This is a genomic window from Mesonia algae, from assembly GCF_003253545.1.
Classification (GTDB): Bacteria; Bacteroidota; Bacteroidia; order Flavobacteriales; family Flavobacteriaceae; genus Mesonia; species Mesonia algae.
Genome location: NZ_QKYV01000001.1, coordinates 435,580 through 461,768 on the forward strand (window position 1 = coordinate 435,580; position 26,189 = coordinate 461,768).

Sequence of the window (26,189 nt, forward strand, 5' to 3'; positions counted from 1 at the left end):
AAATAATCGATTATACTAACAAAATTCTTTCTAATTCCTTCTATTTATCAATCACACAATAGTTAAATTAAATTAACCGACTGTATATATTTTTTTGGGGTAGTCCCAAATTTCTTTTTAAAAGCGGCAATAAAATGACTTGCTGTACTGTAACCTACTTTTAAACCTACTTCATTTACATTGTGTTGTCCTGTCTCTAAAAGTTTTCGAGCAAAATCCATTTTGTAATCAAATAAAAATCCAAATACAGTATCGCCATACACCTCTTTAAACCCTTCCTTTAATTTCTTTAAGCTAAGTCCAATTTCATTCGCTAATTCTTGTAAGCTTGGTGGTTCTGCCATGCGCTGTATCATTATATCTTTTGCTTTGCGAATACGGCGTACATTATCTTCATCAATCAAAAAAGGGCATTGCTCAACATCTGCTTCTTCGGGTCTATTAAAGTATAACCCCATAAGTTCGTAAGCCTTTCCTTTTAGATAAATTTTCTTTACTGATGGGTGTAAATTAAAGTTTAAAATCTGACTAATAACTACAGCCATAGACGGACTTATAGATTGTTCTTGATAGTATTTTTTGTCTCTATTATCATCTGTTAAAAAATCTATATAATTGGCTTCATCAGAAAAAAGTGAATGCAGTTTCTGTATAGAAATAATGACACTTACCATCCAAGAATTAGCACTTACCGTGACACTAAGCGGTAAATTTTTAGTAGGATTATAAAGCAACAACGATTTTTCATCACCTAAGTCTAGGGTATAGTTTCCTTGATTAAAACTAAACTGACCTGAGCCTTTTAAACAAAAATGAAACTGAATAAAATCAAGATGAATATCTTTTTCAAAAACCTGATTATCAGTAGTGTTATTTTGAAAAGTAAGAATATGAATCCCTTCCTCAATAACTAATTTATGAAAAGTACTTTGAGCGTTATTTTCTAATGAAATATTCATAGACAAAATCTTGTTTTTATTTAGAATCATTCTAAAATAATGATCTTCAAATGCTTGTTGATACTACAAAAATAGCTTAATTCATTAAATTAGAGTAAATTCTAGATCAAAATAACTTATAGCGACAATAAAAGTACTTTTAACGTTATTTTTAGAAAATGTAAGCGGTTACTTTTGTAGTCTAAATATTCAGGACTTTTTTCTTCTATGAAGAACTACCATATATCTAAACACAATTCTTTTTATGCCATTGGTCTAAGCTATCAAAAAGCTGACGCCGACATTAGGGGACACTTTAGTCTCGATGAAGAGAAAAAAAAGAATTTAATTGAGGACGCAAAAAAAGACGGTGTAGACGGCATACTTGTAACTTCTACGTGTAACCGAACCGAAATTTACGGATTTGCTCAACACCCTTTTCAACTTATAAAACTTCTTTGCCAACATACGCACGGCACGGTAGAAGAATTTGAAAGAGTGGCTTATGTTTATAAAAACCAAGAAGCCATTTCTCATATTTTTAAGGTGGGAACAGGTTTGGACAGTCAGATCTTGGGTGATTTCGAGATTATTAGTCAGTTAAAATTTGCTTTTTCTCTTTCCAAGAATTTACAAATGACCAATCCGTTTTTAGAACGTTTAGTCAATTCTGTGATTCAAGCAAGCAAGAGAATTAAAAATGAAACCGAAATCTCTTCAGGAGCAACCTCGGTTTCTTTTGCTTCAGTACAATATATTTTAAATAACTACGAAAATGTTTCCGATAAGAATATTCTCCTTTTCGGAACAGGAAAAATTGGACGTAACACGTGTGAAAATTTGGTGAAACACACCAAAAATGATCATATTACGTTAATTAATCGTACTAAAGATAAAGCTGAAAAAGTTGCAGGAAAGTTTAATCTTATCGTAAAAGATCATGCCGATTTGCAAACCGAGATTCGGGACACCGATATCCTTATCGTTGCAACAGGAGCACAAAATCCTACCATTTCTAAAGAACTTATCTATTCCAATAAAGAATTGCTAATTTTAGATTTATCGATTCCTAAAAATGTATCTGATGATGTGGCCGATTTGGAGAATGTAAAACTCATTCATTTAGATCATCTTTCTCAAATGACCGATGCTACTTTAGCAAAGCGAAAAACATTTATTCCACAAGCTAAAATTATTATAGAAGAGGTAAGAAAAGATTTTAATGCTTGGTTAGAGACACGTAAATTTGCTCCCACCATCAAGGCTTTAAAACATAAGCTAAGAAATATGAAAGACGAAGAATTGGACTTTCAAAGCAAAAAACTTAGCGACTTTAATAATGAACACGCCGAAATTGTAAGTAATCGTATTATTCAAAAAATAATGAATCAATTTGCTAGTCACCTTAAAGAGGATAGCGATTCTAACGATGAAAGCTTGGCACTTATACAAAAGGTTTTTCAACTAGAAGATTTTTCGAAATAAGTTTACATGGGGACAACAATAAGAATTGGTACTCGCGATAGTGAATTAGCGCTGTGGCAAGCCAATACGGTAAAAGATAAACTCGAAGCCTTAGGGTACAAAACTCAATTATTACCCGTAAAATCTACAGGTGATCTTAATTTAGATCAACCGCTTTACGAAATGGGTATTACAGGCATTTTTACCAAAACGCTAGATATTGCGATGGTAAAAGGCGAAATAGACATTGCCGTACATTCTATGAAAGACGTTCCTACAGCATTACCAAAAGGTATTGTGCAAGCTGCGGTATTACCACGCGCCAATGTACACGATATTTTAATTCATAAAGGTTTAGATTTTCTAGCTTCAGAAGGTGTAATAGCTACAGGAAGCTTACGCAGAAAAGCACAATGGTTAAACCAATACCCTTTTCATAAAATTGTAAACCTTCGCGGAAATGTTAATACAAGACTTCAAAAGCTACAAGATAACCAAGATTGGAACGGAGCTATTTTTGCTGCAGCAGGTCTAGAGCGTATTAATTTAAAACCAGAAAATCACACCGTTTTAGATTGGATGACTCCAGCCCCAGCTCAAGGTGCAATGCTAATTGTTGTGAATGAATCTAACTCTTATGCAAAAGAGGCTGTAGAAAAGCTTAATGATGAAAAAACAGCTATGTGCGTTCACGTTGAACGTGAGTTTTTAAGAACTTTAGAAGGAGGTTGTACCGCCCCTATTGGAGCTTTAGCAGAATTTAAAAATGAAGAAAAAATTTCGTTTACCGGAAATCTTTTTAGCCTTGACGGAAAAGAAAAAATAGAAGAAAAAGCTACTTTTAACGTAAGTGACTACCAAGATGTGGGTCAAAATTTAGCTCATAAAATATTACAACAAGGAGGAAAAGAACTTATGCACTCCATAAAAGCCAAACTAGAGCACTAATGTTTAAAAAGGTGGCACATTCAAATATTGCCCTTTGGTTTTTAGACATTATTCTGCTATCTTTTTTAATATTTGATTTTGGCTTTGATAGTTTTAAAGAATATAGACTCTACAAGCTTATTGCTTTGCCAGTTTTGTTATTCGCCCTTATTGCTTTTAACTATTACAAGTATCAATATTTACAATCAATACACAGAGTTAAGCGCACTTCTCGATTCAATCTAATTTTACTTTCATTTCTAATCGTTTTAGAAATTATTTTAGTCTTAGTAAATTATGAAGGTTCTTTTATAGATACGTTTTTTAGAGAACGCTATTTTATGGAATACGGCCTAATCTTCTACTTTTTCATAAGACTTACCTTTCTAGTAAGAGGTATTTATGATCTCTATTTTAATCCGGCTATATTATTTGTGGGTAGTTTTGCGCTAATTGCCATAGCGGGTACTTTTTTGTTAATGCTACCTGCAGCTACCACCTCTGGCATTAGCTTTACCGATGCTTTGTTTACATCAACAAGTGCTGTTGCCGTAACTGGCTTAATTGTTCTTGATACCGCCAAAGATTTTACTCCATTTGGGCAGACCGTAATTATGATATTGTTTCAGCTTGGAGGTTTAGGGATGTTGACCTTTACTTCATTTTTTGCTTACTTCTTTAAAAGTGGTGCTTCATTTAAAGAAAGTCTTTTTATGAAAGATATTCTAGGGAATGAAAAATTAAACAGCATTATGCAAACTGCTATGCGTATTGTGGTATTTTCTTTAATCATAGAAGGTATTGGAGCTTTATTAATTTACAGCTCACTTCAAGATGTAGAGAATATGGAACATAAAAGTTTTTTTGCTATGTTCCATGCCGTTTCTGCGTATTGTAATGCTGGTTTTTCTACATCATCTACTGGTTTATATGACGCTAATTTTAGATTTAATTACTATATGCAATGGGTGGTTATGGCGCTAATTGTATTTGGGGGGTTAGGTTATGCTATTGCCTCTAATTTTATTCAATATGTAAGAAAGTTTTTCTATAATATTTTTAACAAGAAAAATCAAAAATTTATATCTAGGGTCATTACACTCAACACTAAAATTGTGATGTATACTACCCTTATATTAATTGTGGCCGGTACCGCTTTCTTTTTATTATCTGAACAACAAACCAATTTAGCGGAGCATAAAACTGCTTTCGGGAAATTTACAACCGCTATGTTCTCTTCCGTTACCACAAGAACTGCAGGATTTAATACGGTAGATATGACCAATTTTACCATTCCTGGAATCTTATTTATGATTTTCCTTATGTGGATTGGAGCTTCCCCGGCATCTACAGGTGGTGGTATAAAAACCACAACGTTTGCTTTAGCTACACTTAATATTTTTTCTATCGCTAAAGACAAACCAAATATAGAAATTGGAACAAGACGTGTTGCCAAAGAAGCAGTTTTGCGAGCTTTTGCAATTATCGCTATTTCTTTAACCTCTATAGGAACAGGAATTTTATTATTGCTTATTTTTAATCCAGAGTTTACATTATTACAAATTGCTTTTGAAACTTTTTCTGCTTACAGTACAGTGGGACTTTCTTTAGGAATTACCCCTGCACTTAGTGAAAACAGTAAATATGTAATTATATTTTTAATGTTTTTTGGCAGAATAGGTCTTATTAATCTAATGATAGGAATCTTAAAAAGTGTAAATACAACAGAGTATACATACCCAAAAGAAAATATTCTTATCAATTAAAAAATACTAAATGAAAATAGTTGTCATTGGCCTTGGAAATTTTGGAATGTCGCTCGCTATTCATTTAGCCGATTCTGGCAATGAAGTGATTGCTTCCGATAAGGATTTAAAAAAAATAGAGCTTATAAAAAACAAGGTTTCCCATGCCGTTTCAATGGATGCTACCAACGAAAGTGCATACCAATCTCTACCTTTAAAAAATACAGATGTGGTGATTGTTGCCATTGGAGAGCACGGAGGAACTGGCCTTATGGTAACTGCCATTGTTAAAAAAATCACTAAAGCAAAAATTATTACCAGATCCTCTTCAGAGATTCAAGATACTATATTAGAGGCGATGGGAATAGACCAAATAGTACATCCCGAACAAGAATTTGCTGAGAGACTTACTAAAAAAATTAACCTGAAAGGTAGTATTGATAATTTTGAAACCGATGATGATCACTTAGTTTCAGAAGTAGCTGTTTACAAAAAACATGTGGGAGAAAAATTATTTGAATCTGATTTTAGGAAGAAATACAAATTAAATATCATTACCATATTAAGAAATAAAAATTACAATAACCTTATCGGAAGAAAAACTCATAAAAAAGAGGGATTAGGAATGCCTACCCCCGATACCGTTTTTAAAGAAGACGATACATTGGTAGTATTTGGAAAAAAGAGTGATGTCGAAAATTATTTAAAAAACAATGACAACGATACTCAGCACTAAAAAACTTGACAAACACCAAGAGTCATTATTATTAAATGCAGGCATTAGCTATGTATCATACGATGCTATACGCATTTCACCAATATCTAATTTTAGTTTCTCTAAAGAAGTGATAAATGCTATTATTACTAGCCAAAACACCTGGAAGGTAATAAAAGATAAGGTTAGTATTGAAAATGCATATGTGGTAGGTGAAAAAACCTCACAGTTATTAAGAGAGAACAATATTAATATTATTGAATCTCAAGATTACGGTAAAGATTTAGCTCATAAAATATGTGAATCCCATAATAATGAAGAGTTTTATTTCTTCTGTGGAAAAAAGAGAAGGAATGAAATTCCTCAAAAACTAAAAGAAAATAATATTTCCTTTACAGAAATACAGGTATATGATACCTTAGAAAATCATAAAGAATTTAAACAAGAATTTGATGGCGTCTTGTTTTTTAGTCCGAGTGCTGTAAAAAGCTTTTTCGCTGTAAATACTTTAAAATCTGCAATTGCATTTTGTATAGGTACTACCACAGCTAAAGAATTAGAAAAACACACTAATCATATCATAATTGCGAACCAACCCACTATAGAAAATGTCATCGTGCAAGTGGTAAAAAAATATAAAAATGATTAAAAACGATTTATTTTTAAAAGCCCTTAAAGGAGAAACGGTAGAACGTCCGCCAGTTTGGATGATGCGTCAAGCAGGTCGTTATTTACCAGACTTCATGAAGCTTAAGGAGAAATATGACTTCTTTACACGTTGTAGAACTCCAGAGTTAGCTACCGAGATTACGGTAATGCCTATTCACCAAGTAGGAACAGATGCAGCTATTCTTTTTAGCGATATTCTTGTAGTTCCTCAAGCCATGGGAGTAGAAATAGAAATGAAACCTGGCGTTGGTCCTTGGTTACCTAACCCAGTAAGAACTCCAGTACAAGTAAATGATATCGTTGTACCAGATGTGTATGAAGAATTAGGTTACGTTTACGAAGCCATTAAGATGACCAAACAAGCTTTGAATGACGAAGTGCCGTTAATAGGTTTTGCAGGTTCACCGTGGACTATTCTTTGCTACTTAGTACAAGGACAAGGTTCTAAAAACTTTGATAAAGCCAAAGAGTTTTGTTTTAAACGACCTATGGCAGCGCATATTTTATTACAAAAAATAACCGATACTACTATTGCTTACCTAAAAGGAAAAGTAGAAGCTGGAGTAGATGCAGTTCAGTTATTCGATTCTTGGGGAGGAATGCTTTCTCCTGTAGATTATCAAGAGTTTTCTTGGAAGTATATGCAACAAATTATAGACGCTTTAAAAGACGATATTCCTGTAATTGCCTTCGGGAAAGGATGCTGGTTTGCCCTAAAAGAAATGAGCGAATCTGGTGCTTCGGCCTTAGGTGTAGATTGGACATGTTCTGCAAGAAATGCGCGTTACTTAAGCGGTGGTAACATTACATTGCAAGGTAATTTTGATCCGTCAAGGTTATTTTCTCCTCCAAGAGAGATTAAACAAATGGTTCACCAAATGATTAATGAGTTTGGAAAAGACAAATATATTGTCAATTTAGGTCACGGTATTTTACCTAACATACCGGTAGAAAATGCTAAAGCCTTTGTTGATGCTGTAAAAGAATATCAAGGATAGTGGCAATTTGGGCTCGTATAAAAAACTTAAATTTTAAGCAGTTTTTCGTGCTGGCCCAACATTTTACACTTCACCCTACTTATATTATTCCTACGTATAAGGCAACTCAAAAAAGTGTAAGCATATGCAATCAACTTTTTGGAAAATCACACCATAAAAACAATAAAGCCAATGCATTTAGACATGCATTATGGAATTTTTTAATTGCTCAATATTGCTTCCGCGGAAATAATTCCGTAAAGAAGTCTTTAGAATGGGCAAGAAAAATAACTCATTTGCACGAGCAACTCTCGCCCAATGAAGAATTGGCAAAAATTATGGATTTACATAATAATCAACAAGGCAGAAATCTTTTTGAACAAGGAATAAACGAAGAAAATATTGTAGCTGTTCTTCAGCAAGAAATGAAAAAGGCTTTAAAAGTTTCTACTCCAAATGAGGCTAAAAAAGCAACACAACAATTGATTTATATTGAAAATGAAAGATAAATTTTATAATTACATTCAAGATTTACAAGATCGTATTACACAAAAGCTAGAAGAGGTAGACGGTGAAGCTAAGTTTCATGAAGATATTTGGAAGCGTGAAGAAGGCGGTGGCGGAAGGACACGCGTCATCGAAAACGGAAATGTTTTCGAAAAAGGCGGTGTAAATATTTCTGCTGTTCACGGGCCTTTAGCTCCGGCTATGCAAAAATACTTTAATGTAGGTGATGTTAATTTCTTTGCATGCGGACTTAGTCTAGTTATTCACCCAAAAAACCCAATGGTTCCTACAGTACACGCTAACTGGCGTTATTTTGAAATGTACGACAAACAGGGTAACACGGTAGATCAATGGTTTGGTGGTGGTCAAGATTTAACACCTTATTATTTATTTGATGAAGATGCTCAACATTTTCATGAAGTTTCTAAAAGTGCTTGTGAGAAACACGATAAATCTTTCTACCCAGAATATAAGAAAAAATGTGATGAATATTTTTGGAATGCTCACCGTAATGAAGCTCGCGGTATTGGAGGTTTATTTTTTGATCATTTAAAAGTTTCCGAAGAAAAAAGTATGCAAGACTGGTATAATTTTGTTACCGAAGTAGGTGACAGTTTTTTAGAAGCTTACGTTCCCATTGTTGAAAAAAGAAAAACCTTAAGCTTTACGGAAGAAAACAGAACTTGGCAAGAAATACGTAGAGGTCGTTATGTCGAGTTTAATTTAGTACACGATAAGGGCACCTTGTTCGGTTTAAAAACCAACGGAAGAATAGAAAGTATTTTAATGAGTTTGCCTCCACACGTGCAATGGGTTTATGATCACCAGCCTACAGAAGGAAGCGAAGAAGAAAAACTACTAAAAGTTTTAGAAAAGCCTAAAGATTGGATTAAAGCTTAAAGCAATTAGCTTTTAGCTTTTAGCTTTTAATAGAAAGAAGAATAATTGAAATGAGGGATTATAAAAAATATTTAGTTTGGCAAAAAGGACATGAATTAACGCTAGCTATTTATAAACACACAAAAACATATCCTAAAGAAGAATTATTTAATTTGGTTAGTCAGATGAAAAGGTCTTCTAGTTCTATACCGACAAATATTGCTGAAGGCTGTGGAAGAAAATCAGAAAAAGATTTCTCAAGATTTCTTTACTTTGCATTCGGTTCTGCTAATGAGTTGGAGTATCAGCTTTTATTAAGTATTGAACTTCATTTCATTCCGAAAGAAATTGGAGCAAGTTTACTGATTCAGGTAGAAGAAATAAAAAAGATGCTTAATTCATTAATTCAAAAATTATCAAGCTAAAATTTTCAGTTATTAGTTAATAACAATAATCTAAGAAGAAGAAGAAATAAAAATATAACAAGCTAAAGGCTAAAAGCTAATAGCTAATGCCAAAAACCTATGTTCCCACTAAGAAGAAATAGAAGATTAAGAACAAACGAAGCCATTAGAAGCTTAGTAAGACAAAACTTTCTAACTCCTAACGATTTTCAGGCTCCATTATTTATAGTAGAAGGCAAAAATAAAAAAGAGGAAATTGCCTCGATGCCCAATTATTTTAGGTTCAGTTTAGATTTACTTCAGCAAGAAGTAAAAGACCTGTGGAGCTTGGGTATAAAATCAGTTTTATTATTTGTAAAAGTTGATGATCAACTAAAAGATAATAAAGGAACCGAAGCTGTAAATGCAGATGGACTTATGCAACGAGCTATTAAGACTGTAAAAGATGCTGTTCCAGAAATGGTGGTGATGACCGATGTTGCTTTAGATCCTTATTCCATTTATGGCCACGATGGGATTATAGAAAATGGAAAAGTACTCAACGACGAATCTGTAAAAGCATTAGCACAAATGGCTTTATCTCACGCCCAAGCTGGAGCCGATTTTGTTGCCCCAAGCGATATGATGGATGGTAGAATATTGGTGATGAGAGAAACTTTAGAAACGGAAGGTTTCACTAATACCGGGATTATGAGCTACAGTGCTAAATTTGCTTCTGCTTTTTATGGTCCATTTAGAGATGCTCTAGATTCGGCTCCTGTAGATGCTAAAGACATTCCAAAAGATAAGAAAACTTACCAAATGGACCCTGCAAATCGCGATGAAGCTATTAAAGAAACACTTATGGATATTGAAGAAGGCGCCGATATCGTTATGGTAAAACCAGGATTATGTTATTTAGATATTGTAAGAGATATAAAAAATAACGTGAATGTTCCTATTTCTGTATATCAAGTAAGTGGTGAATATGCTATGATCAAAGCCGCCTCAGAAAAAGGTTGGTTAGATCATGATGCTGTCATTTTAGAACAACTTACTGCCATTAAAAGAGCGGGAGCTGACTTTATTGCCACTTATTTTGCCAAAGATGCTGCCAAATTACTTTCATAATTAACTTGGCAAGCTTTTAGCTCAACTTCGCTTTATGAACTTAACGTTAGCATCTTATTCTAGATTTCTCACTGCTTTTTGCATACTTCTACTCTCGTTAGTAAGTACTGCAAAAAGCGGTGATGGTCTTTTTTTGCTAGATAATAGCGTTAAAGAAACTATTAGCTCTTCGGCAAATGAACATAAATTCTATGCCGTAGAAGAAATTTCATCTTCTGCACCTTCTTATGAAATTGATCACCAATGGAGTTATGATTTCACTACAGCGTATCATTCTAAGGTCGATGCTTTTTCAACAACCAAAACTCTTTTTATACAATTTCTCTGTGTAGATCAAAGAGCGAAAATCTTTCGATACCTTTTTCCATTTCATTTCTTTTTGTGATTGTTTACTTTTTTAAATGTGAAAGCCTGTAATAGGTTTCCCTCTTTGCGGATTTCACACTTACCCTAGATTTATTTAAAAATTTATTCGAGTTCGCTTCCGCGGAAGCGTAACTGCCATCTCAAAAAAGAAAAATATGGATACTTCATCTATTGTATTAGGGTTAGTTTTCCTAATCGTATTTACAGCCCCAGTCGCTTATGCCGTTATGGGAAAATCAAAAAGAAAAAAACAAGCTTTAAAAAATATTCAAGAAAAAGCTGCGATTCATCAAATTCAACTGAATGAAATTGATGTTTTTGGTGATGATTATATAGGAATAGATCATAAAAGTGAACAATTAATATATGGAAATTTAGAAAGTTTAGAGAAAAAAATGCACATAATAGATTTTAAAAACTTCTCTATCGATCTTTTAGAAATTAGAAAAAATGATAAGTCTATAGAGCAAATTTCTTTAGTCTTTAAATCTTCTAACACCCAACATCAATTTGATTTTTATAAAGATAATGATGATGTAAAAGTTTCTGCAATTGAGCAATTTGAACTTGCTAAAAAATGGAAAGCAAAACTAAGTTAGTTTCTAAAAACCCCGAGCCACAAATTACTCGGGGTTTTTAAATTTTAAATAGAAATTAAGAGTAACAGCCATAATAATTTTTAACTTGTTGAAAATTACTTTATCACTATGACGCTACTCATCGTTTATGCCTTTGTTTCTATTTTTGTTTCTTTTTTATGCTCTATTCTAGAGGCGGCATTGTTAAGCTTTACCCCTACTTTTATTCGTATTAAAACGAAAGAAGGAAAAAGTTACGCTAAAACTTTAGCGGGTTTTAAAAAAAATATAGATACACCACTCACCGCAATTTTAACGCTTAATACTATAGCGCACACGGTAGGTGCAATTCTAGTGGGAAACCAAGCTGGGAAACTAGCTGTAGAAGGTGGATTTGATTACTCAATTTTAGGAATCAATTTTGTAGGATTGGTATCTGCGATTATGACCATCCTTATTTTAATATTATCAGAAATTATACCTAAAACCATTGGTGCCAGTTACTGGAAATCTTTAGGTAATTTTACTGCCAAAACGCTACGTATCATTATTTTTCCTTTAAAATACACAGGTATTTTGTGGCTACTTTTGTTAACTACCAAACTTATTGGCAAATCTGCTCACGCCAATACAATGAGCAGAGAAGAGTTTATGGCCATTACAGATGCGGCAGAAAAAGAAGGTATTTTTCAAGAAAATGAAACCACTTTTATAAAAAATATGCTCGTTTTTAAATCGGTTTTAGCAAAAGATGTGATGACGCCGTTTTCTGTTGCGGTCACAGCCGAAGAAGAAACGACCATTCAAGATTTTATTTCTACTCATAAAAATTTAAAATTTTCAAGAATTCCTATCTTCAAAACTCAACCCAATAATATAACAGGTTTTGTGTTGAAAGATGAAGTTTTAGAACATATGATTGAAAATAAAGGAAACGATACTCTAAATCAGTTAAAAAAAGATGTTTTAGTTACACATTCTCATACCGCAATTCCCAAATTGTTTGAGCTGTTTATAGACAAAAAATCACACTTGGCTATTGTTACTGACGAATTTGGAAATACTGTAGGGTTAATTACCATGGAAGATATTATTGAAACTCTTTTGGGGCTTGAAATCATGGATGAGAGTGATAGCGTAGAGGATATGCAACTCTTGGCTAGGAAAAATTGGGAGCGTAGAGCAAAACGTTTAGGTTTATTTACAGGAGAAGAGAAAGATGAAAAATAAATATCACCTCCCAACTCCCATTGGAATCGCTCTTATTGAAGGAAACGCAAATGGGGTTGAAAAAATTTCAGTTTTATCTGAAACTCCAGAGAGAAATTTTCAGGATACAGAATTAACTGAAGCAGCTGAGCAGTTAAAAGCTTACTTTAAAGGTGAGTTACAAGAATTCAATTTCTCTATTCAGCCACAGGGAACTGCGTTTCAGCAGCGTGTTTGGCAAGAACTTTTAAAAATTCCTTTTGGAAAAACTACTTCATATCTAGAACTTTCTAAACGTTTAGGCGACCCTAAAGCTATTCGAGCAGTGGCTTCCGCTAACGGAAAAAATCCTTTATGGATTGTAGTTCCGTGTCATCGAGTGATTGGAAGCGATGGTTCTCTTACAGGTTATGCTGGTGGAATTTGGAGAAAAAAGTGGTTACTTGAGCACGAAAGTCCTGCTCAACAACAACGTTTGTTTTAATTAGCGTCGCTATCGTTTAATCCCCATTCGTCCATACTTCTTAAAATAATTTCGAGAGATTTTCCTCTATGAGTTAATCCATATTCTACTTTGGGTGGTACAACGGGATATACTTTTCTAAAAATAAGCCCGTCTTTTTCTAACTCTCTTACCGTCTGAGTGAACATTTTATTGGAGATACCCAGAATTTTCTTTTGTAAAATTCCCGAACGTAAATTTTCATCTAACAAATGAAATAGAATTAGAGGTTTCCATTTTGTTCCAATCAAATTCATGGTATAATTTAAAGGGCAATCCATATCTTTATTTAATTTACATAATTTAAAATATTAAAAAACAGCATTTTACTCCTTTTAGTAACTATATCACTTTAAGGTAAGTTATTGCCTAACAAGCAAATATATACTAATTTTGAAATCTAAATTAGATCTTATGACTACAATAAAAAATTATCCTAAATCATTCTCCCATATTGGGCTTACTGTTCCAGATATTCATAAAGCAGTTAAATTCTATTCAGAAGTAATGGGATGGTACGTAATCATGCAGCCTTCTACAGTAAAAAAAGAAAAAGAAACAGCTATTGGACAAATGTGTATAGATGTGTTTGGAGACGACTGGAGCGAATTTGAAATTGCTCATTTGGCAACTTCAGATGGAATTGGAGTAGAGTTATTTTCTTTTCCGCACGGAATTAAAGAAGCTCCAGAGTTTAATCCCTTCAATACTGGTCTATTTCATTTTTGCATACAAGACCCAAATATTGAAGAGCTTATCGACAAAATTGTAGCTTATGGGGGAAAACAAAGGATGCCAATTAGAGAATATTACCCTAAAGAAAAACCTTTTAAAATGTGTTACGTAGAAGATCCTTTTGGAATCGTCTTTGAAATTTACACACACAGTTACGAGCTTACCTATTCTTCTGGTGCGTATTCTAAATAGATTATATGCTTGAAATAGTAAAATTTATGTTGAGGATTTCAATACACATTTATTAAGAATAAATTCTTAGTTTTAAAGATTGTGCCATATGTGCAATCTTTAAAACTACTTGTAACCTTCACAAAATAATAATGGACTCTTCGAAACTGAAAAAAGAATTTACCTTAACTCAATGGTTTCAAGTTTTATCTATTCTCGCTGCCCTTATGATTATCATAGATTTTATAATTCCGGGTAAAGTATATACAGATCCTATTCTAAATATTAAAAAAGAACGCCAGCAATATTACAATGCCGCTGGAAATTCTCATTCTTCTTACAAGGTATTTACAGAAAGAGAAGACTTTAATGTTTCAGGATCTTTCGCAAAACAAATTAAGGATGTTGAAAAAATAACCTACTCTATTTCTCCACTTTTTAATGAGGTGAATTACTATTCCCTTATAGATTCAGAAAAAAGAAACGTTTATTCGTTAAGATTAGTTTCTGGTCTCGCATTGCCTTTAATTACTATTCTTATATTACTGTTGGCCATAAGATATAAAAAACGAGTCGAGATTTTAAGTTTTGTATTTCAGGTTTTAATCATTGCAGACTTTATATATTTACTGCTATAAAACAAGAAGTTTTAAATCGCTATAATTCTACCATAAATCATGTCTACAAAAAAACAAGTAAAATCAAGATTACACCTTCGGAATAAAAACCGCGAAAGATATGATTTAGAAGCGCTATTAAAAGCTAAACCCGAGCTTAAAAATTATTTAAAACTCAACAAAGTACGAGTAGAATCAATAGATTTTTCTAATCCTAATGCTGTAAAAATTTTAAATAAAGCTCTACTCCATCACTATTACGGAATTAAATATTGGGAATTTCCCGATGAGAATTTATGTCCGCCAATTCCTGGAAGAGCAGATTATCTCCACCATATAGCCGATTTATTATCTGAAAGTAATTCTGGCACTATTCCAACTGGTGATAAAATTACCTGCCTTGATGTTGGCGTAGGCGCAAGTTGTATCTATCCCATACTTGGTGCTACAGAATACGACTGGCAATTTATAGCATCTGATATTGATGCAAAATCTATATCTTCTGCCAAAAACATTGTCAATGCAAATCCTAGTCTTAAAGATAAAATTGACTGCCGACTGCAAAAAAGTCCGAGAGATTTTTTTCATCACATACTAAAACCTAAAGAAAAAGTAGATGTTGTTATTTGCAACCCTCCCTTTCACTCCTCTATAGAAGAAGCTCAAAAGGGAACACGAAGAAAAATAAAAAACCTATCTGGTAAGAAAGTAAAAACTCCAGAGCTTAATTTTTCTGGTGCAAACAATGAACTTATTTATGAAGGCGGAGAATCTAAGTTTATTCAAAATATGATCTGGGAAAGTAGAAAGTTTGCAAACGATATTTATTGGTTTTCTTCCTTAGTTTCAAAAGAATCTAACCTTAAAGGAATTCATAAATTATTAAAAAAGCTAGAAGCTCAACAAATAAAAGAGATTTCTATGGGCACAGGTAATAAAACTAGCCGAATAGTAGTTTGGACATTCCTGCCAAAAGAAAAGCAAGAAGAATGGGTAAAAAAGCGATGGTAACAATAGCTTTTAAACCAACCTCTTAACTAAGTTTACTTTTGTTTTAATATATTTAAGCTTGACAATTAACAGCATTCTTTTATATGAAATTTTTTAAAAAGCTTCTTCTTAGCCTAGCTACCCTATTGGGTTTAGCCATTTTGGCGCTTTACCTTTTTGATGCCGATTATATTTTGCGTGGCGTTAAAATTACTTACTTAAAAGGATATAAAACTGCGTATATAGACGATTACTCGGAATTTGATAATCGCACGATTAAAACTTCAGGAAAACCTCAACCTTGGCCTTTACATAAAAAATATAATTCCGCGGAAGCGACACAAAAATTACAATCGATAAACGAAGAGTTAGGAACCGTTGCATTTCTTATCATTAAAAATGACAGCATTTGGTATGAAAAATATGCAGATGATTATGGTAAAACATCCCATACCAATTCATTTTCGATGGCAAAAAGTATTACCTCTGCTTTGTTAGGAAAAGCGATTAAAGATGGATTTATAAAGAGCTTAGATCAACCTGTTGCAGATTTTTATCCCCAATTTGATAAGCGATTAAGCGTAGGTGATTTATCATCGATGTCCTCTGGCTTAAATTGGGAAGAAAATTATTACAGTCCGTTTTCTATGACAGCTAGGGCGTATTTAGATGACGATATTAAAGAACTTATCTTGTCGTTAAAAGTAGAAGAAGTACCAGGAAAAGCTTATAAATACCTTAGCGGAAACACCCAGTTATTATCTATGGTTATAGCCAAAGCAAGTGAAAAAACACTTTCAGATTATTTAAGCGAAAGCTTTTGGCAGCCTATGGGAATGCAAGATAAAGCTTTTTGGCAGTTAGATGATAATGAAGAGGGTGATGAAAAAGCCTATTGTTGTATTGCCAGCAACGCTAGAGACTTTGCAAAATTTGGAAAACTGTATAAAAATCATGGGAAATGGAATGAGGAACAACTTTTAGATTCTAGTTTTGTGGCTACTTCTATTCAGCCAAAATTTAAAGATAGCCCAGAATACGGTTATGGTTTTTGGTTAAGCAACCACCTCAACAAAAAAATGTTTGTAATGCGAGGTATTTTGGGACAGTACGTAATCACGATTCCTGAAGATGATATGATTATTGTTCGACTGGGGCATCAACGCGAAGAAAAAACTAACGATAGAGCTTTTACAGATGATTTTTACACTTACGTGGAAGAAGCTTATCAAATGATCCATCGCTAAACTAAAACAAATGAAATATTTTAATGAGCTTCCTTCAAAAACTTATGCTGCCTTTAAGAGGTTTCCACTCACAATTTTATGGTCGGTTTTAGGAAGCGGATTTCTCATTATACTTATTTTAGTCGAAGCCAATATATTTGATAATTATAATGCAGAATTACTTACGCTAATCTTGGGTGTAAGTTGGCTTATTGGCGCTCAATTTTTTACTGAAAGCTTAGCAGATAAAAAGAAAGGTTGGCTTTTAAAAATTACAATCATTGTATTCCTAATTGTCTATTATTTCTCATTACCAAAAAATGATTTTTCTTCTAATCCTATTGTTTACATCAGATGGTTTTTGCTCCTATTGGCAGGTCATGTTTTTATTTTTTTTGCTCCGTTTTTAAAAAAATGGAACAAAACTGATTATTGGAATTATTTACAAAGAATTATCATTGCCATTGCAAGAAGTAGCCTGTTCTCATTTGTAATTTTTTCTGGTGTTTCTCTAGCCATTGTAGCGATAGATAACCTATTTAATATAGCAATAGATGATAAAATTTATCTTCAGTTATGGGTAGCTTGCGTTGGTATTATCAATACATTCATTTATTTATCAGACTTTCCTAAGAAAATTTACGACACCCAACAACTTTATTATACTAAGGCCTTAGATGTTTTTTTAAAGTTTATTTTAATTCCTATTTTATCGCTTTACCTTTTTATTGTTTATGCCTATTCCATTAAAATTTTCATTGCTTGGGAGCTTCCAAAAGGATGGGTCTCTTATTTAATTAGTATTTTGGCTATAATTGGGTTTATTATTCAGATTATTATAGAACCGATAAGAAAAACACATCCCAACCAAATCATTAAAAAGTTTTATCCTCTATTTTACCTGTTATTATTGCCTTTGCTTGTTTTACTTTTCGTGGCGATTTACACCCGAATAAGCGATTATAGCTTTACAGAAAACAGGTACTTTTTAATGCTACTTGGTGTTTGGATTTTAGGAATGAGTTTGTATATGCTTTTCAGTAAAAAGAAAAGATTAAGCCTGTTTCCTATTTCATTATTTATACTTTGTGTTTTGGCTTCTTATGGCCCTTGGAGTGCTTTTAATGTTTCTGTTAAAGCACAAGTTAATGAGTTGAAGCAAATTGTTTCTGAAATAAAGAATAAAGAAAACCAGCTTATCTCTCAAGAAAAAGCCAACCAGTTTAAAAGTATTGCTCGTTACTTAAAAGAAAGGGACAAGCTCTTTTTGGCAGATGAGTTTTTAGGCTTTAAAACCAATTATATTACCAATAGATATAGTTCTGGGAATTATATTTTAGATTCCCTTTACGGAAAAGAAAAAGCAAAACAATTTTCTAATTCTTCTTATTATAACAATAATCATTATTATTATAACTCTTATAATAATAACAAGGGCGATAAAATACTTGTAAAAGACTATGACTATTTTGTAGAGGTTAATTTAAGTAATTATCATAATGCTAACTATCAATTCTCCCACTCTCCCAAAGAACTTAAATTACAGCAAGGTGAAAACCTATTATTTACTTTTAATCTAGATGAGAAATTACTAAAAACATTATCTGCTTATCCGGACTTAAAAAGTGCTCCTAAAGAAAGTTTTACATATATATTTTCTAATGATATAGGAAGCTATAAGTTGATTATTAGAAACTTTAATTTTGAAAAAATCGATGCTAATTCTATAAAGCTAAGAAACCTTAGTGCCTATGTCCTTATAGGTTACAAAAAGTATTAAATTTTAGCATTTTTCAAACAACATCTTTTGATTGTTTTTTTTGTATCTTCAATAGGTATAATTTTTTTTAATATGCTTAAAAAACTCAACTTAGAGAATATCTTATTCTTAGATATAGAAACCGTACCCGAATTTTCTTCTTATGATGAATTAAGCGACGAAAAGAAAACTTTGTGGGAATTAAAATCTCAATACCAACGCAAAGATGAGTTTACAGCTAAAGAATTTTATGATCGAGCAGGTATTTGGGCAGAATTTGGGAAGATAGTATGTATTTCTGTAGGGTATTTTGTCTTAAAAGAAAATAATAGAAGTTTTAGAACTACCACTTTTCATGGGGAAGAGAAAAAGCTTTTACAAGGTTTTAAAGAACTACTTAATAATTACTTTCACCAAGCTCAGCATTTACTGTGTGCGCACAACGGTAAAGAATTTGATTTTCCTTATATCGCTCGTAGAATGCTTATTCACAGTATAGAACTACCTTCTAAATTAGATTTATTCGGGAAGAAACCTTGGGAAGTACCTCATTTAGACACTTTAGAATTATGGAAGTTTGGCGATTATAAACACTATACTTCTCTTAAATTGATGACTCACGTATTAGGTGTCCCATCCCCAAAAGATGATATAGATGGCTCTCAAGTAAGAGATGTTTTTTATGAAGAGAATAATGTATTAAGAATTGTATCGTATTGTGAAAAAGACGTAGTCGCTATTGCACAGATTTTCTTAAAACTCCGACAAGAAAAACTATTAGAAGAATCAGAAATTACTTCTGTGTAATAAAAAAGCCCGGGAACCACCCCGAGCTTTAACCCATATGAAAAATTGATGCTTACTGTTTTACAAATTTTTTGGTAATAGACTTTTGTCCATCTCCTAATTGTAACATATAAACACCGCCCGAAAGCCTATTTAATTGTATAGCATTTTGCGTTAATTCTCCGCTTAATACTAATTTCCCTAACATATCGTAAATTTTGTAAGTTGCATCTCTAGCATCTTCCATTTTTACAAATATTTCATTTCCAGTAACTGGGTTAGGATAAATGGTAGTAGCAAATATTGCACTTTCATTTCCAATTGCTGTGGCAGCTAAACTATTGTTATTAAATCCTTGAGCAGCTGCTTGCCCAACGTTAACGGTATAATCTTCAACTTCTCCATAACCAAAACTTTCACAAGCAGTTTGGGAAGCATTATATTTCATAGAAACTCTCATTCTGGTGTTACCACTAATCGCAGAAGTTGGTACACTAAAAGTTCCGCTAAGGGAATTACTACTGCTAGAACTTCCTGAAACTACTTTCTCATTGGTTTCAAAAGCACCATTTTGATTATAATCTATATAAACCGCCCAATGCTCGGTATAACTAGAACTTGCAAAACCTGCACTTATTTGAATCGTATTAGATCCGTAAGGCAAATTAGCAATTAAATTTGTATTATCAGCATATCCACCGTCATTTCCACTAGAATTATTCAAATTATTTAAGCTTACCAAGTCAATCCATTCATAAGAAGAATTATTTCCTTGAGAATTACAGTAATCTGGAGTACTTCCTCCTGCCGTAGTAATACTAACAACGTTAGATCTAGGAGAAATATTCCCAACTACATCTTTTGCTTTAACTGAAAATGAATAAGAGCTTCCAGCCGTTAATCCCGTAATCTGTGTAGAAGTACTGGTTGTTGTTCCTAAAGAAGAACTTCCTTGAAAAACTTCATATGTATCCACACCAACATTATCTGAAGAAGCATTCCAAGATAAATCTACTGTGGTTTGTGTAACATTATTTGCGCTTAAAGCGGAAGGAGCTGATGGCGCTTCACTGTCTAAAGAAGTACCTCCACCTTCTATACAGAAATTGGTTGCTTCAGAATTACCAAAATTTCCTCCTGAAGAAATAGTACCATCATCACTAGATAAGGTATAAGAACCAGAACCGTAGCTACAGCATATCCCATCTCCATATTGATCGGTAATCGTAAAAGTATAATCTCCATCAGTTAACCCACTAATTGTTTTTGTAACTGTAGAACCATCTGCATTCGATGTAGAATATGCTGCGCTATCTACTGTATTTCCAGAAGCATCTTTCAAAGTCCAAGAAGTTTCTTCTGGGTAATTGTCAAACGTAATCGATAAATAAATATCTCCACTTGTACAATCTTCAGGTTCTGGATTTCCTCCACCGCTATATGCTGCACCCACACCTACGGCGTGCCATGCATTAGTCACTGCGATTTCTTCTGTACTTCCTGTTCCGTAAAGATCTTTTGCTGCTTGAATCGCACCATTACGAGCATCAGCATATTGAGAATTTGAACTAAGGTAAGTAGTTAAATTTCTGTAAGCTACAGCAGCAGCTTTCTCCATACCAATAGAAGTAACACTATAACTATCTCCATTATCGTTAGTTCCAGAACCTCCTGTACTCAACAAGTAAAACCAAAAATTTTGAACTCCAGAGTTATAATGAACACCACCATTATCTCCAGAACCACTATACCAGCTAGTTCCTAAATACGTATCGGGTTGACCGTAAGCATTTGGGTTACTAATAGAGCGTAGTGCACCTCCGCTTCCGCCAGATCCTATTTCATCACCCATTAACCAATCGTTGGTTCCTGTAGCGAAGGCTTCAATAGCTTCTCCAAAAATATCTGAAAAAGATTCATTTAAAGCTCCAGACTCATAACTGTAAACGAGATTAGCCGCATATTCTGTAACACCGTGACCTATCTCATGACCCACAATATCTAATGCTACTAATGGTCCATAATTAACACCATCACCATCACCATAAGTCATTCTACTACCATCCCAAAATGCATTTACATAATTACTATCATAACTAACGTATGAGCGTATGATTGCTCCGTTACCGTTATAAGAGTTTCTATTATGCTTTTGTGAGAAATATTTATGGGTTTGTTCTGCTCCCCAATGTGCTTGTACCGCAGTTGGATTATTTGTAAAATTACTAGAACTACTCGTTACTTCTTGAGCATTGTTATAGTTTGTACTGTTATTCATATCATACGTCTGGATTCCGCCGCCATCTGCCGTTTGTCTTAAACGGTAACTTCCATTGTAACTATCTGTAGTAATAGAAACATTACCATTATAAAGTGTACTTCCGCTTGACGGAGTATTAGCATGGTGAATTTTTTTATTTTCCATTATAAAATCACCCGTTTGCGCATCTACGTAAACATCTGCTCTGTAAAGAGGAGCTGTTGCATAAATGTCATACTTATATGCAAGTTTATTTTCTTCTGTAACTCCTTTAATTTTAGGCAGAATAACTAATTCTCCAGCAGGAAGATGGTAGGATATATGTTTAGATTCTTCTTTATTCTCCCACATATACTCAGTGGCTCCTACATGTTGTTTAGCTTTATTAAATGCCATCTCTTTAGAAATAGATGGGGTGGTTGGTAAATCTTTAATTCTATAAAGGTTATTAGAAGAAGATTTTACTTTGCCTTCTTTGGCGTGTAAAACTGTGGTTGCAAACTCTACGGGAATAGAATTATAATATTGTTGAAATTTTTGATGATGGTATCCCAATTCATCTGTTCTTTGTTCTACTAAAGATAATGTATTTTCTGGCGGCAAGCCTAAGCTTCTTTTAAAGCTATCATCTGCAGTTTGAAAGCTTTGTGATTCCTCATATACATTTAATTTTTTAATTGGTTTTTTAGGACTTTCTTGAGAAAACCCGAAAGTAGATCCTAATAAAAAAGTAGCCATTACAGCCAAGCTCTTATAGTCTTTTTTCATAATATAAAGATTTGATTAATAAACAACTGTTTGCGTTTTGACAATAAATATTACCGTCAAAACATTACGTTTGAAATTTTTTAAATTTTAAAATTTAATTGAAAACTGGAGTTTCGTAAATTCTTGGCCTATAAAATTGAAGGGGATGTAGGGGGTGGTTAATTTTAGACCAGAATTCTAAAAAAGGGAATTTATGCGTAAACTGCTGAATGGCTAATTGCTTTTCGTATTGTAGTTTAGGCGGTTGTTTTACGTTACGTTGCTCATCCTTAAAAGTATGGTACAACATAACTATTTGCTGAGAGAAATAGTTTTGTTTCATTTAAAAAATTATTAATTTATAATTAACTTGCTTACGAATTAAATAAATTTTATCGACTAAATGAAATTTTAATCGTTAAAATGCATTTTTATTCGCAAAATAAGCCCTTAAAAAGTGCTTTTTCCTCAATAATAAGCCTCATTTATTACACATGAAACAACACGAATTATTAGATGTAAAACAATTGGAAGTTAGCTTTAACACAAGTGATATAAAGCAAACTGTTCTCCATAATATTTCTTTTCAGCTTTATAAAAATGAAATTTTAGGTGTAGTGGGAGAATCTGGTTCAGGAAAATCGATTACTTCGCTTAGTATTTTAAAATTATTACCTTCAATTGCACAAATTACGAAAGGCGAAATTCAGTTTTTAGGTAAAGATTTAGCGTCATTTTCAGATAAAGAAATGCAAAGCTTACGCGGAAATGAGATCTCCATGATTTTTCAAGAACCCATGAGTTCGTTAAACCCATCTTTAACTTGTGGTTTTCAGGTACAAGAAATTCTTTTAAGACATACTAATATCGCTTCCGCGGAAGCAAAACAAGAAACTTTACATTTATTTGAAAAGGTAAAATTGCCTCGACCCGAAAAGATTTTTGAATCTTACCCTCATCAAATAAGCGGCGGACAAAAACAACGGGTAATGATTGCGATGGCAATTGCTTGTAAACCAAAATTACTCATCGCAGATGAACCTACTACCGCATTAGATGTTACCGTGCAAAAAGAAATTTTAAACCTTTTAAAAGAGCTCCAAGTGGAAACAGAAATGAGTGTTTTATTTATCTCACACGATTTGGCATTAGTTTCTGAAATTGCCGATAGAGTCTTGGTTATGTTTAAAGGTTCTATCGTTGAGCAAGGCACCACAAAAGAAATTTTTCATCATCCAAAACAACAATACACCAAAGCTTTATTAGCATCTAAACCCGACACCCAAGAGCGCTTAAAACGATTACCAACGGTTAAAGATTTTATAGAAAACCAACCCATAAGTATAGCTGAAACTCAAACAGAAAGAAAGGAAAGACACCATAAGATTTACAACCAAACGCCTTTATTAGAGGTTAAGAATGTAGAAAAAGAATTTATTTCTAATGCTGGGTTTTTTAAAAAACCCAGTGTAGTAAAAGCGGTAAATAATGTTAGTTTTAAAATATTTGAGGGAGAGACTTTAGGTTTAGTTGGAGAATCGGGCTGTGGAAAATCAACTCTGGGAGATGTAATTTTACAACTTACCAAACCTAGTGAAGGAAAAGTACTTTATAAAGGGAATGATATCACGCAACTTTCTAAGAAAGAATTGAGAAAACTCCGTAAAGAAATACAACTCATATTTCAAGATCCTTTTTCTTCTTTAAACCCTCGTATTCCTGTAGGAAAAGCGATCATGGAGCCGATGGAAGTCCACGGTTTGTATAAAAGTAAAAAAGAGCGAAAGGAAAAAACACTCGAGTTACTAAAACGAGTAGGCTTAGAGGAAGCTCATTTTTATCGTTATCCGCACGAGTTTAGTGGTGGTCAGCGTCAACGTATCGGAATCGCTAGAACCATTGCCGTAGAACCCAAACTTATTATTTGTGATGAGTCGGTTTCTGCTTTAGATATTTCGGTGCAAGCACAAGTGTTAAACTTGTTAAATGAGTTGAAGGAAAAGTTTGGTTTTACTTATATTTTCATCTCACACGATTTGGCAGTAGTGAAATTTATGGCTGACCAACTTTTAGTGATGCATAAGGGTGAAATCGTAGAACGTGGCGATGCCGACGTTGTTTATGCTCATCCCGAAAAAGAATATACACAACAATTGATTGATGCAATACCAAAAGGATTGTAATTTATGAAGAAAAAGATAACGCTTGATCACGTAATGTCTAATGCGCCAGATTTAATTTTCTACGCCGCGCCAATTCTAATTGGTTTAGCCTTACTCGAATGTTATTTTAGTTGGAAACATAAGAAACAGCTTTATGAGAAAAAAGACTTCTTTGCTTCTTTGAGCATCGGCTTAGTTTCTGTAGTTCAAAACTTGTTTATTAAAACCCTTTTATTTGGGTCGGTAATATGGCTTTATAATCTGGTCCCGTGGAGTATTCCTGTTAATTGGGTAACTTCAATTCTTTGTTTTGTTGTTTTAGATTTTTTTAGATATTGGGCGCACCGGTTTGGGCATGAAACTAGTATTTTTTGGGCAACCCATGTGACGCACCACAATTCAGAAAAATATAATCTATCTACTTCTTTCCGGCTTTCTTGGACTCAACAAATTAAAGTGGTTTTCTTCCTACCTATAAGCTTTTTAGGCTTTCACCCTGTTATCTTCTTTATTTGTCACCAAATTGCCGTTCTATATCAATTCTGGATTCATACCGAATATATTAGAAAGCTTCCAAAGTGGATAAGCTTTATTTTTGTAACTCCCTCTCACCACCGTGTGCATCATGGAAAAAATAAGCATTATTTAGATAAAAATTATGGCTCTACTTTTATTATTTGGGATAGAATGTTTGGCACTTTTCAACCTGAAGATGAACAAGCGGTTTATGGGATTTTAGAACAACCTAAACATTACAATCCCGTTAAATTGGTCTTTCACGTATGGGTAGATATTTATAAAAACATGCGAAAAGCGGGCAGTTTAAAGAAAGCTGCCCTTATTTTATTTCGATCCCCAAGTAACTTAAAAAAATATGAATAGTTAGATATTTTGATATTCCATAAAATACAAATCAAAACCTTTAGCCCAATAATCTTTTTTAATCTCTATGAGTTGAAATCCGTTTTTTCTATAAAAAGGTTCAACCAATTGAGAGGTTCTTACTTGTATTTTTGAACTGTTTTTTTGCTGAAGAAGACGCTGTATTCTATACTGTCGCAGTTGACTGCCTATACCTTGTTGTTGAAAATCGGGATGTAAAAGAGCCCAACTTAAAATACCAATATCTCCTTGTGTATTTATTCCACCACAATCCACAATTTTAGATGAGAGTTCTACCACAAAATAATCTTCTCGTTCTTTTTCTAAATAATGAATGAAGTCTATTTCTTCCTCTTCAGAAAAATATTTTGGAGTATTGAGTTGGAGAAGGTTTATTAAATGAGATTGATCTTTTTTATGATAAGGTCGAATATGTAATATCTGGTTACCCAAGTAATTAAATAAGCTTAAAGCTGAAAAAAATATTAAAGTACTTTTTCTGCTAAATACCGTTGTACCTCGTACACATCTATACTTTTATTGAATTTTTTACTTACGGAAGGAAGATCTTCACTAGAAATCCAAATTTTAAGTTCGGCATCTAAATCGAATGTCCCTGCTGTTTCTAAAGAAAATCTAGAAATATTTTTATAAGGTAAGGATTTATACTCTGCCTTACTACCAGAAATTCCTTGAACATCGATTAATACCAAACGTTTGTTGGTAAACATAAAGGTATCTCGAAATAGTTTGAAACCGATTTCAATTTGCTCCCCTTCTACCAACAAACGCCCGTATTTTTCTAAAAGCTTCTCTACAGAAACCTCACTAGAGTTACCTAAAATATTATTAAATAAACCCATG

General features: G+C 33.2%; 28 protein-coding genes. 22 read left to right on the plus strand and 6 right to left on the minus strand.

Going from position 1 to position 26,189, the window contains the following annotated elements; all coding sequences use genetic code 11:
- Positions 1-62 precede the first annotated feature (62 nt).
- A complete protein-coding gene (locus tag LX95_RS01990; RefSeq protein ID WP_111539740.1) occupies positions 63-959 on the minus strand; it encodes an AraC family transcriptional regulator in 897 nt (298 codons plus the stop codon).
- Between the two features lie 207 nt (positions 960-1,166).
- On the opposite strand from LX95_RS01990, the gene hemA reads away from it, so the two are divergent.
- From hemA to LX95_RS02060, 14 genes are all read left to right on the plus strand, one after another.
- On the plus strand, positions 1,167-2,423 hold the full coding sequence (gene hemA / locus LX95_RS01995; RefSeq protein ID WP_111539741.1) for a glutamyl-tRNA reductase: 1,257 nt from the start codon (positions 1,167-1,169) through the stop codon (positions 2,421-2,423).
- A 6-nt stretch (positions 2,424-2,429) separates the two neighbouring features.
- The gene (gene hemC / locus LX95_RS02000) at positions 2,430-3,350 is read left to right on the plus strand and encodes a hydroxymethylbilane synthase (protein ID WP_111539742.1); all 921 of its coding nucleotides are present in this window, start codon (positions 2,430-2,432) and stop codon (positions 3,348-3,350) included.
- Positions 3,351-3,361: 11 nt separating this feature from the next.
- Entirely contained in the window at positions 3,362-5,095 is a 1,734-nt protein-coding gene (locus LX95_RS02005; RefSeq protein WP_245924708.1) for a TrkH family potassium uptake protein, read from the plus strand.
- A 10-nt stretch (positions 5,096-5,105) separates the two neighbouring features.
- Positions 5,106-5,810 carry a potassium channel family protein gene (locus LX95_RS02010; protein ID WP_111539744.1) on the plus strand — a complete coding sequence of 235 codons (705 nt, stop codon included), beginning with the start codon at positions 5,106-5,108 and terminating at the stop codon, positions 5,808-5,810.
- Complete coding sequence (locus LX95_RS02015) at positions 5,788-6,438, plus strand: uroporphyrinogen-III synthase (RefSeq protein ID WP_111539745.1); 651 nt, start codon at positions 5,788-5,790, stop codon at positions 6,436-6,438. The genes LX95_RS02010 and LX95_RS02015 overlap by 23 nt, the downstream gene beginning before the upstream one ends.
- Positions 6,431-7,456, plus strand: coding sequence for a uroporphyrinogen decarboxylase (gene hemE, locus LX95_RS02020; RefSeq protein ID WP_111539746.1), 1,026 nt, complete (start codon positions 6,431-6,433; stop codon positions 7,454-7,456). The genes LX95_RS02015 and hemE overlap by 8 nt, the downstream gene beginning before the upstream one ends.
- Positions 7,456-7,944: a DUF6973 domain-containing protein gene (locus LX95_RS02025; protein WP_111539747.1), complete on the plus strand. Its 489-nt coding sequence runs from the start codon at positions 7,456-7,458 to the stop codon at positions 7,942-7,944. The genes hemE and LX95_RS02025 overlap by 1 nt, the downstream gene beginning before the upstream one ends.
- Complete coding sequence (gene hemF, locus LX95_RS02030; RefSeq protein WP_111539748.1) at positions 7,934-8,842, plus strand: oxygen-dependent coproporphyrinogen oxidase; 909 nt, start codon at positions 7,934-7,936, stop codon at positions 8,840-8,842. Before LX95_RS02025 ends, hemF begins: the two co-directional genes overlap by 11 nt.
- A gap of 50 nt (positions 8,843-8,892) precedes the next feature.
- On the plus strand, positions 8,893-9,246 hold the full coding sequence (locus LX95_RS02035; protein ID WP_111539749.1) for a four helix bundle protein: 354 nt from the start codon (positions 8,893-8,895) through the stop codon (positions 9,244-9,246).
- A 99-nt stretch (positions 9,247-9,345) separates the two neighbouring features.
- On the plus strand, positions 9,346-10,335 hold the full coding sequence (hemB, locus tag LX95_RS02040; RefSeq protein ID WP_111539750.1) for a porphobilinogen synthase: 990 nt from the start codon (positions 9,346-9,348) through the stop codon (positions 10,333-10,335).
- Between the two features lie 34 nt (positions 10,336-10,369).
- Positions 10,370-10,720, plus strand: a complete 351-nt coding sequence (locus LX95_RS02045; RefSeq protein ID WP_111539751.1) for a hypothetical protein — start codon at positions 10,370-10,372, stop codon at positions 10,718-10,720.
- A 136-nt stretch (positions 10,721-10,856) separates the two neighbouring features.
- On the plus strand, positions 10,857-11,300 hold the full coding sequence (locus tag LX95_RS02050) for a hypothetical protein (protein ID WP_111539752.1): 444 nt from the start codon (positions 10,857-10,859) through the stop codon (positions 11,298-11,300).
- 108 nt (positions 11,301-11,408) lie between these two features.
- Positions 11,409-12,509 carry a CNNM domain-containing protein gene (locus LX95_RS02055; protein WP_111539753.1) on the plus strand — a complete coding sequence of 367 codons (1,101 nt, stop codon included), beginning with the start codon at positions 11,409-11,411 and terminating at the stop codon, positions 12,507-12,509.
- Positions 12,499-12,972 (plus strand): methylated-DNA--[protein]-cysteine S-methyltransferase, encoded by a 474-nt coding sequence (locus LX95_RS02060; RefSeq protein WP_111539754.1) that lies wholly within the window; start codon positions 12,499-12,501, stop codon positions 12,970-12,972. Before LX95_RS02055 ends, LX95_RS02060 begins: the two co-directional genes overlap by 11 nt.
- Here the strand turns inward: LX95_RS02060 and LX95_RS02065 are convergent.
- A complete protein-coding gene (locus tag LX95_RS02065) occupies positions 12,969-13,271 on the minus strand; it encodes a winged helix-turn-helix transcriptional regulator (protein WP_111539755.1) in 303 nt (100 codons plus the stop codon). The genes LX95_RS02060 and LX95_RS02065 overlap by 4 nt on opposite strands.
- 133 nt (positions 13,272-13,404) lie before the next feature.
- Here LX95_RS02065 and LX95_RS02070 point away from each other — a divergent pair, with 133 nt between their 5' ends.
- The 6 genes from LX95_RS02070 (at position 13,405) to LX95_RS02095 (ending at position 19,295) form a co-directional block, all read left to right on the plus strand.
- Entirely contained in the window at positions 13,405-13,917 is a 513-nt protein-coding gene (locus tag LX95_RS02070; protein ID WP_111539986.1) for a VOC family protein, read from the plus strand.
- A gap of 131 nt (positions 13,918-14,048) precedes the next feature.
- Entirely contained in the window at positions 14,049-14,534 is a 486-nt protein-coding gene (locus LX95_RS02075; RefSeq protein WP_111539756.1) for a hypothetical protein, read from the plus strand.
- Positions 14,535-14,573: 39 nt separating this feature from the next.
- Positions 14,574-15,524: a 23S rRNA (adenine(1618)-N(6))-methyltransferase RlmF gene (gene rlmF / locus LX95_RS02080; RefSeq protein WP_111539757.1), complete on the plus strand. Its 951-nt coding sequence runs from the start codon at positions 14,574-14,576 to the stop codon at positions 15,522-15,524.
- 83 nt (positions 15,525-15,607) lie between these two features.
- Entirely contained in the window at positions 15,608-16,750 is a 1,143-nt protein-coding gene (locus LX95_RS02085; protein WP_111539758.1) for a serine hydrolase domain-containing protein, read from the plus strand.
- A 10-nt stretch (positions 16,751-16,760) separates the two neighbouring features.
- The gene (locus LX95_RS02090) at positions 16,761-18,509 is read left to right on the plus strand and encodes a DUF4153 domain-containing protein (protein ID WP_111539759.1); all 1,749 of its coding nucleotides are present in this window, start codon (positions 16,761-16,763) and stop codon (positions 18,507-18,509) included.
- A gap of 72 nt (positions 18,510-18,581) precedes the next feature.
- Positions 18,582-19,295 (plus strand): 3'-5' exonuclease, encoded by a 714-nt coding sequence (locus tag LX95_RS02095; protein WP_111539987.1) that lies wholly within the window; start codon positions 18,582-18,584, stop codon positions 19,293-19,295.
- 52 nt (positions 19,296-19,347) lie between these two features.
- On the opposite strand, the gene LX95_RS02100 is transcribed toward LX95_RS02095, so the two are convergent.
- Positions 19,348-22,302, minus strand: coding sequence for a M4 family metallopeptidase (locus LX95_RS02100; protein ID WP_111539760.1), 2,955 nt, complete (start codon positions 22,300-22,302; stop codon positions 19,348-19,350).
- A 94-nt stretch (positions 22,303-22,396) separates the two neighbouring features.
- Positions 22,397-22,624: a hypothetical protein gene (locus tag LX95_RS02105; protein WP_111539761.1), complete on the minus strand. Its 228-nt coding sequence runs from the start codon at positions 22,622-22,624 to the stop codon at positions 22,397-22,399.
- Between the two features lie 151 nt (positions 22,625-22,775).
- Between LX95_RS02105 and LX95_RS02110 the strand changes: the two genes are divergently transcribed.
- Positions 22,776-24,464 carry an ABC transporter ATP-binding protein gene (locus tag LX95_RS02110; RefSeq protein ID WP_111539762.1) on the plus strand — a complete coding sequence of 563 codons (1,689 nt, stop codon included), beginning with the start codon at positions 22,776-22,778 and terminating at the stop codon, positions 24,462-24,464.
- A gap of 3 nt (positions 24,465-24,467) precedes the next feature.
- A complete protein-coding gene (locus tag LX95_RS02115; RefSeq protein ID WP_111539763.1) occupies positions 24,468-25,325 on the plus strand; it encodes a sterol desaturase family protein in 858 nt (285 codons plus the stop codon).
- On the opposite strand, the gene LX95_RS02120 is transcribed toward LX95_RS02115, so the two are convergent.
- Both LX95_RS02120 and LX95_RS02125 read right to left on the minus strand, forming a co-directional pair.
- Positions 25,326-25,778: a GNAT family N-acetyltransferase gene (locus LX95_RS02120; protein ID WP_245924709.1), complete on the minus strand. Its 453-nt coding sequence runs from the start codon at positions 25,776-25,778 to the stop codon at positions 25,326-25,328.
- 32 nt (positions 25,779-25,810) lie between these two features.
- Positions 25,811-26,188, minus strand: a complete 378-nt coding sequence (locus LX95_RS02125; protein ID WP_111539764.1) for a PH domain-containing protein — start codon at positions 26,186-26,188, stop codon at positions 25,811-25,813.
- Position 26,189: the final 1 nt, after the last annotated feature.